6 protein-coding genes are annotated in these 6,987 nt (G+C 70.9%); 5 read left to right on the top strand and 1 reads right to left on the bottom strand.

Going from position 1 to position 6,987, the window contains the following annotated elements; genetic code table 11:
- The first annotated feature begins 99 nt into the window (after positions 1-99).
- Both AC5LSR_RS00500 and AC5LSR_RS00495 read left to right on the top strand, forming a co-directional pair.
- Positions 100-1,269 (top strand): peptidylprolyl isomerase, encoded by a 1,170-nt coding sequence (locus AC5LSR_RS00500; RefSeq protein WP_250286327.1) that lies wholly within the window; start codon positions 100-102, stop codon positions 1,267-1,269.
- A gap of 27 nt (positions 1,270-1,296) precedes the next feature.
- Positions 1,297-1,518: a hypothetical protein gene (locus AC5LSR_RS00495; RefSeq protein ID WP_250286329.1), complete on the top strand. Its 222-nt coding sequence runs from the start codon at positions 1,297-1,299 to the stop codon at positions 1,516-1,518.
- Positions 1,519-1,601: 83 nt separating this feature from the next.
- On the opposite strand, the gene AC5LSR_RS00490 is transcribed toward AC5LSR_RS00495, so the two are convergent.
- Positions 1,602-2,639, bottom strand: coding sequence for a TIGR03617 family F420-dependent LLM class oxidoreductase (locus AC5LSR_RS00490; protein WP_250286331.1), 1,038 nt, complete (start codon positions 2,637-2,639; stop codon positions 1,602-1,604).
- A 487-nt stretch (positions 2,640-3,126) separates the two neighbouring features.
- Here AC5LSR_RS00490 and AC5LSR_RS00485 point away from each other — a divergent pair, with 487 nt between their 5' ends.
- From AC5LSR_RS00485 to AC5LSR_RS00475, 3 genes are all read left to right on the top strand, one after another.
- Complete coding sequence (locus AC5LSR_RS00485; RefSeq protein ID WP_250286333.1) at positions 3,127-4,320, top strand: TetR/AcrR family transcriptional regulator; 1,194 nt, start codon at positions 3,127-3,129, stop codon at positions 4,318-4,320.
- 332 nt (positions 4,321-4,652) lie between these two features.
- Positions 4,653-5,753: a helix-turn-helix transcriptional regulator gene (locus AC5LSR_RS00480; protein WP_250286335.1), complete on the top strand. Its 1,101-nt coding sequence runs from the start codon at positions 4,653-4,655 to the stop codon at positions 5,751-5,753.
- Entirely contained in the window at positions 5,750-6,958 is a 1,209-nt protein-coding gene (locus AC5LSR_RS00475; protein ID WP_250291060.1) for a response regulator transcription factor, read from the top strand. Before AC5LSR_RS00480 ends, AC5LSR_RS00475 begins: the two co-directional genes overlap by 4 nt.
- Positions 6,959-6,987 lie beyond the last annotated feature (29 nt).

Raw genomic sequence — 6,987 nt, 5'->3', positions numbered from 1 at the left:
TGTGCCGGACGACGGGCGCGGCGCGCCGGGGACCGGCAGCGAGCATGGCGCGCCGCCGCCGGACGGCACGTCCAGCGCGGCGCGGACGGAGGTGAAGGTATGAGGGCGCTACCGGGCCCGCTGGGCCGGTCATGGGTGCGCACGGTCCTGGTGCTGCTGGTACCGCTGGTCGTCGCCGGGCTCGCGCTGCTCATCGTGCCGCTGGTGACCGGCCTGCCCGGCAACGCCGCCTTCCGCGTGGGCGGCACCGTGGTGACCAGGGACCAGCTGCAGGCCCGGGTCGAGGTCCTCGGCGCGCTCTACGGGATCCGCGAGCCGGTCGGCGGCAGCGAGCTGGAGCAGTTCCGGCGGGACGTCGCCAAAGCGGTCGCGGTGAGCATGATCATGGACAGGGCCGCCGCCGAGCGCCAGATCGTCATCGCGGACAAGGCGGCCCGGGACACCCTCACCAAGATGATCGACGAGCAGATGGGGCCGGGGGCGGACGGGCAGCGTGCCTTCACCGACCTGCTGGCCAAGCTGAAGGTGTCCGAGAACGACGTCCTCGACGAGGTCGGACGCCAGCAGCGCACGGCCCGGCTGTTCCAGGATGTGACGGCGCCCGCGGCCGCGGCCGTCACCGACAACCAGCTGCCCGCGTACTACGAGGGCCACCGGACGGACTTCGCCGTCCCCGCGCAGCGTCGTCTGCGCAACATCGTGGTCGCCACCAGGGAGGAGGCCGACCAGGTGGTGCGGCGCGCCAGGGACGGCGCGGACTTCGCCGCCCTCGCCGGTGAGACGTCACTGGACGAGTCGACCCGGGGCAGCCAGGGAGATCTGGGATTCGTCACCGCCCCGCAGCTGGACGCCGAGTACGCCAAGGCCGCCTTCGCCGCCCCGGTGGGCTCCGTGTTCGGCCCGGTGCAGACCCGTTCCGGCTGGAACGTCGGCCAGGTTCTCGAGGACAGGCCGGCCAGCCAGCCGTCTTTCGAGCAGGTCAGGGACCAGGTACGGGACGCGCTGCGCTCGGAGCGCGCGCTCGCGGTCTGGCGGGCATGGCTCGCCGACCGGATCAGGGCGGCGGACGTGGAGTACGCCGACGACTACCGGCCCGCGGATCCCGACGCGCCGCCGTCCGACGGCTCCGCGGTGCTCCCGCGGCCAGGCGTGACCAGCGGCCCGGCGCCCGCGGCGCCACTGTCGCCGTCCCTGCTGTCCCTGCCGCCCGCAGCCGCCCCTCCGTCGCTGACGGCCCCGCCGCCGCTGTCCCTCCCCGCGGCACGATGACCGGCTCGACATGATGACCGGCTCGACATGATGATCGCCGCGGTGCTGGTGCAGCTCGCGTTCGCCGCCGCGTTCTTCGCCATCGGACGGTGGGGGCAGCGCAACGCCGCCGCCCTCGTGCCCGCCTCCCTCTCGCCGGAGGGACGGGCGAAAAAGGAGCGTTCCCTGCGCCGGGGCGCCCGCTCCTGCACGATCATCGCGATCGTCTTCGTCGTGCTCGCCGTGGCCGGGCAGGTTCTCCCCGGCTGACCGCGGGCGTGCCCCTGCGGGCCCGCGGTCAGCCCACGACAACCCGCGGCCGGCCCGCGGCAGCCCACGACGGCCGCCGCGGCTCAGTCCCGCTGGAGCCCGGCCACGATGATCTGGCGGGCCTCGTCGGCCAGCGGGTAGGGCACGAACAGGGTGAACCGGTTGATCAGGTCGTCGAAGCGGCGCCGGAGCTCCGTGACGACCGCCGCCGGCTCACCCACCACCGCGAACGTGTGCAGCACGGTGTCGTCCACGAGCTTGGTCATGACGTCCCACTCGTTCTGCCTGGACAGCCGGTGCAGCTCCGTGTGCAGGTCGCCCCAGCCGTGCAGGTCCAGGACACCGCGGTAGGCCGGGGTGGCCCCGTAGAAGGCGATGCGCTCGCGCACCGTCCGCACGGCATCGTCGTAGCTTTTCTCGTCGACCCCGGTGGCCACCAGCCCCGGGTAGGAGAGGGTGAACTGTTCCCGTTGCCGGCCGTTGTCACGGAGCACCGATTCGACGGCGGGGAGGGTGACCTCCCGCAGATAGCGTTCGGTGGTGAAAGAGTGCACGAGTATGCCGTCGGCGACCTCGGCGGCGACCGAGGCCATCTTCGTCCCGACCGCGGCTATCAGGACCGGTGGCGGGCCGTAGGGGCTGGGCCCGGGATTGAACAGCGGCGTCATCAATGTGTGCTGGTATATGTCGCCGCGGAAGTCGAGTGGCTCCCCATGGTGCCAGCTACGCCATATTGCCCGCATGGCCAGGACGAACTCCCGCATCCGCTCGGTCGGCGCGGACCACGGCATGCTGAAACGGCGCTGAATATGTGGTTTGATCTGAGAGCCCAGCCCCAGCACGAACCGGCCGGCACTGAATGTCTGGAGGTCGTTCGCTGTCGACGCCATGGTCATCGGGTTGCGGGCGAATGCCACGGCTATGGCGGTACCGATTTGCAGCCGTGGTGAGCGGTCCGCGGCCAGCAGCAATGGCAAGAAAGGGTCGCGGCCGACCTCGGTCGCCCACACCCCGTCGTACCCGATCCGTTCGGCCTCCGCGACCTGGGCCGAGATACCGGCGATATCCGCGCCGCTGGTCCCGTCCGAGGAACCGCCACCGATGAATCCGTCGACCAGCACCGTCAGCTCCTCCTGATCGTCACGGCGGCTGTTTCACACCTGCTCACGGGGCCGACGCGCCCCGCCCGGGCCGGCTGCCGCCCTGACGGTCCGGCTGCCTACCGCCGGCCGGCCGCCGGTACCGGAGAAGATCGTTTTTCTCCTGGCTGGCCCGCCCGGCCGCAGGATGCCGGCCGGAGCCCCGGTGGACGGGGCGGAGGGCTGGCGTTGTGATCAGAAGACGGTGGAGGGGTGGCCGCTCGTGGAGAGTTGGCTCCGATGGCAAGAAGTAAATCAGGAGTAACTTAATGGGTCAACAACTCCACCTCGTCCGGCGATGCGCGAGGCGGTGCGTGAAGTGGCACGCGGCGCTCCCCGGACACGGGCCGGGCGCCTGGCCGGAGGCCTGGCCGGGGGCGTTGCCGTCGGATCGCGCCGTCAGCCACCGGCGGTGGGGGAGCCCGGGCAGGAGCGGTATCCGCGTGAGACGGCAGGGTGGGAGCGGGCAGTGAGCGAGCGTGGCGGCAGAGGTACGATCACGAGAACTCCGCGTCCACGCAACCGCAGAGCTCAGATCATCACCGCTGCCAGTGAGCTGTTCTACCGTTTCGGTTATCACAACGTGAGCACCGAGGACATCGCCAGCGCGGTCGGGATCACCGCCGGCGCGCTCTACCGGCACTTCCGCAGCAAGGAGGAGCTGCTGGTGTGCGCGCTGACCGACAGCTTCGACCTGGCGGCGGCCGCCGTCGACCGGCATCACGGCGGCCAGCTCACGGCCATGGTGCAGGACCTGGCCGAGACGGCGGGCCGGCGGCGCGACCTCGGGGTGCTGTGGAGCCGGGAGAGCCGCCATCTCGACGACGAGCAGCGGCAGCGGATGCGGGAGCGGTTCTTCGCCTTCCTGGCGGGCTTCGTCGTCGCCCTGAACGACGCGCGTGAGGAACTGAGCCGGGACGACGCGGAACTGCTGGCATGGTGCGCGCTCGCCGTGCTCACCAGCCCCTCCTACCACCGGGTCCCGGCCGCCCCGGAGGCGATGGCCGCCCTGCTGCGGGGGATGGCCCTGTCGGTGTGCACCGTGGACATCGCCGGCGTGTCCGGGCGGCCGGCCGCGGATCCGGCCACCACCGAGACGGGGCTGTCACCGCGGGGGCGGCGGGAGGCGCTGCTGGTGGCGGCGGCCCGGTTGTTCAGCACCCGTGGCTACCAGACGGTGACCATGGAGGAGGTCGGCGCCGGGGTCGGGGTGACCAGCGCCGGGGTCTACCGGCACTTCGCCAGCAAGGCCGACCTGCTGATGGCGATCGTCGCGCGCGCGGCCGAGTCCCTGCAGCTGGGCCTCGCCCGGGCGCTGGCGGCCGCCACGACCCCCCAGGGCGGCCTGGAGAACGTGGTGGCGGCCTACATCGACTTCGCGATGGCGCACACCGACCTCGTCAACGTGCTGGTCGCCGAGGTCATGAACCTTCCGTACTGGAATCGTCACAGAATTCGCAAGGCGCAGCACGACTACGTCGCGGAATGGGTGTCCCTGATGGCGGCCACCCGCCCGGACCTGGACCGGACCGCGGCGCTTTTCCGTATCCACGCCGTGTTGATGGTGGTCAACGACGTTGCGCGCACAGCTCATCTGCGAAGCCAGCCGGATATTACGGAAAGACTCCACATGGTAGCTGCCCGTATCCTGCACAACCGATGATGTGCTGCCCGCGGCCGCTGTGGGCGGGCGGCCGCGGGCGGGCGCGCCGACGGCCCGGAGCCGGCCCGGAGCCGGCCCGGGAGCCGTATTCGGAGAAGTCTTGACGAAGTGACCTGAATCACCTACGTTCTGTCCGAAGTAAATATGGCAACACATAGATCCGGTCTCTGGAGCTGTTGGCCGGCCCCCGCGAGGGGCGCTGGGCCCCGGGGGCCGCGCCGTCGTCGCGATCGGTCCACTTCGGACGTGGAGGACAAGGGACAGTGGCGTCACCATATTCCACCACTGCGTTAGCACAGGCGGATCTTCAGATTCGCCAGAAGAAGCTGGTCATGGCATTGCACACGGCGGTGGACGCGGCTCCGGTCGAGCCCGGCAGCCGCTCGGCCGCGGCGCTCACGGCCAGGCTCGAGCGGATCGACGGTGAATCCATCGACGCGGCGGTCCGGGGCGGGGAGGCGGCCCGGGCCGGCGCGCTGCTCGCCGAACTCGGCGCCGTGCAGAACGACCTGCGTGCACACATGTTCGGTATGCCGTTCCGGGTGCTGAGCCGCATCAGGGAGGAGCTTGCCCGGATACGCCGGGCCACGACTTCCGCGGAGGCCATCGCGTCCGCTCCGGCCGCCCTGTGCGCGGCCGGTGGATTCGACCGGGCGATGATCTCCAGCCTACGCGGCTCGACCTGGCTGCCCGCCGAGCTGCACGTCACGACCGACGCCGACAGCGCGGTCAACGTGGCGTTCCGGGACTTCATCCAGGACCTGCGGATTCCGCTGACCTCCGCCATGCCCGAGGCCGAGCTCGTCCGGCGCAAGGTGCCCGCGCTGATCCAGCAGGCGCAGTCCGAGCCCCGGCTCTTCCGCCCGTTGGTCGAGGTGTCCCAGACCCGGGAGTACGTCGTCGCGCCGGTCCTGGCAAGTGGCTCGGTCGTCGGTTACCTGCACGCGGACACCTATTCCTCCGGGCGCCGCCTCACCGGCTACGACCGGGAGCGTATCCAGATCTTCGCCGACGGCTTCGGCCTGATTCTCGAGCGCACGGTGCTGCTCGAGCGTCTCGCCCTGCAACGGGAACGGATCGCCAAGGCGTTCTGCACCGCCCGGATGATGACCGAAGGGCTCAGCGCGGCCCCGGTCCGGCTCGCGCGGCAGAGCATCCCGGCGACCGAGTCCAAGCCGCCGGTGTCGCTGCCCGGCATGCTCGCGGCATCCGCACCCCGGCTCCCGGACGGGCTGACCCCGCGGGAGCGGGAGGTGCTCGCCCTGCTGGCCAGCGGCGCGACCAACGCACAGATCGCCGACCGCCTGACCGTCTCCGAAACCACGGTGAAATCGCATGTGAAGCACATCCTGCGCAAACTGCGCGCGTCGAACCGCGCCGAGGCGATCGCCCGGTACCTGTACCTCGCGCGCAGTCAGGACCGCGCCTTATGACCGCCGACCCGGACCGGAAGCCCAGCATGTTCCCGGCACCCACCGGCGTCCGAGGATGGCGGCGCCGCCAACGCGATCTCGCGGCCCGCCTCGATCTCGTGCACGGCGAGGTGCGGGCCGCCCTCCACGCGGAGCCGACGGCGTCCGTCATCCCCGACGATCTGGGGACGTCGACCGAGGTCGTCGCGACCCTGGCCGGGCGCTGCATCGACCGGCTGCGGGCCACCGACGGCATCACCGCCGCGGGCAGCGACACCAGCCTGCAGCTGTGCCATCTCATCCTGGATCTCCAGGAGCTCTCGTTCGACCTCTACCAGCATGACCTGAACCTGTGCACCCGCCGGTTTGCCGACTGCGCCGCGGGGCTGCAGCGCCTGCGGACGCTGCCGAACTCGGCCGACCTGCTCGACCAGGTGTGCGGGGAGCTCGTCCAGCGGTGCGGTTTCGGGCGCGCGGTGCTCTCCCGGGTGGAGAACGGCGCCTGGCATCCGTGGATGGCCTATTTCGGCAACGGTGACGAGTCGTGGTTCGCGCGCTGGATCGACCGGCCGATCCCGCTGGAGGGCATGACGCCCGAGACCGGGCTGCTGACCGACTGCCGGCCCGCGGTCGTGTACGACACCGCGAACGCGCCCGTCTACCGGCCGATCATCGTGGAGTCCGGGCGTTCCAAGTCCTACGTCGTCGCCCCGGTGATGCGCGGGCCGGAGGTCGTGGGCTTCCTGCACGCGGACCACCATCCGTCCTCACGCCGCGTGGACGACGTCGACCGGGATGTTCTCTGGATGTTCGCGGACGGCTTCAGCCATGTCTACGAACGGGCTGTACTGACCGAGCGCCTGCGTACCCAGCGCAACCACGTGCGGGAGATCCTGTCGTCGGCGGTGGAGATGATGAACGACTTCTGCGACGCGGGTATCGATCTCTCCCGGTACGCGGGCACCGGAGCCATGCCCGGCGACGGCGCGCGGCCCGCCCTGGTCGCCACCGCGCACCCCGGCGGGGACCTCACCGCGCGGGAGTCGGAGGTCCTGGAGCTGATGGTGGCGGGCGCCACGAACAGCGTCATCGCGGAGACCCTGGTCATCGCGGAGGAGACCGTGAAGTCGCATGTGAAGCACATCCTGCGCAAGCTCGGCGCGGTGAACCGATCCCAGGCGATCGCGGGCTCCCTGGGGATGACCATGCGTGAGATCGAGGCTTGAGAATCGGCCGACACAACAGTACGCACCGC

It is taken from the genome of Protofrankia sp. CiP1_Cm_nod4 (assembly GCF_982290645.1).
The sequence above is the reverse complement of the archived record's forward strand: the minus strand, read 5'-3'. Positions and strand labels throughout refer to the sequence as shown.